This window comes from Hungatella sp. SL.1.14 (assembly GCF_024460495.1).
Taxonomy (GTDB): domain Bacteria; phylum Bacillota; class Clostridia; order Lachnospirales; family Lachnospiraceae; genus Hungatella; species Hungatella hathewayi.
This window is the reverse complement of the sequence record NZ_JANFYJ010000455.1, coordinates 1-293: the sequence shown is the minus strand read 5'-3', so window position 1 is coordinate 293 and position 293 is coordinate 1. Positions and strand designations below refer to the sequence as shown.

At 49.1% G+C, this 293-nt stretch carries 1 protein-coding gene; it reads right to left on the bottom strand.

The features are described from left to right. A partial coding sequence (locus NE473_RS31805; RefSeq protein ID WP_256265699.1) for an MATE family efflux transporter occupies positions 1 to 293 on the bottom strand: 293 nt, incomplete at both ends.

Sequence of the window (293 nt, the reverse complement as noted above, 5' to 3'; positions counted from 1 at the left end):
GACTCATTAAACAGAAATCCCAGTGTGCCGAGAAGAACGCTCAGTGTCAGGAAATTGATCAGTGTCGTGGAGATCGCCGTCTTCATATTCCCCAACTGCTTCGCTCCCAGAAACTGGGATACGACCACCGAGCTTCCGATCCCACCTCCGATGGCAATGGCAATGAAGACATTGGTAATGGAATAGGAAGCGCCGACAGATGCCAGCGCCTCCTCACTTACGAACCGGCCTACCACTACCGAATCCATAATATTATAAAAATGCTGAAATAAATTCCCCAGAATCATCGGCAG